Source organism: Leptotrichia sp. OH3620_COT-345 (genome assembly GCF_003932895.1).
Lineage (GTDB): Bacteria > Fusobacteriota > Fusobacteriia > Fusobacteriales > Leptotrichiaceae > Pseudoleptotrichia.
Genome location: NZ_RQYW01000209.1, coordinates 1 through 239 on the forward strand (window position 1 = coordinate 1; position 239 = coordinate 239).

A 239-nucleotide genomic window follows, 5' to 3' on the forward strand; every position below is an offset into this window, starting at 1 on the left:
CCTCTTTCTCCTATCCCTATATGTCCCTGTGATACATCTATGCCTACTAAGTCCCCGTCTTTCATATGTAAATTTCCTGTTGTAAGCGTTACTCTGTCCGTATTTAAAAAACCGCCCCCGTTAACAAATATTCCGTTTCTATTTGCCATTACAAGGTCAGCTCTTTGTCCTGCCACTTCCACTATTCCGTTTATATTACTCTTATTCTTTCCTGTCACTTCCGTTATGATTAAGTTTGC

General features: G+C 39.7%; 1 protein-coding gene. It reads right to left on the reverse strand.

What is annotated here, in order from left to right; all coding sequences use genetic code 11:
- A partial coding sequence (locus tag EII29_RS11810; protein ID WP_125237634.1) for a filamentous hemagglutinin N-terminal domain-containing protein occupies positions 1-239 on the reverse strand: 239 nt, incomplete at both ends.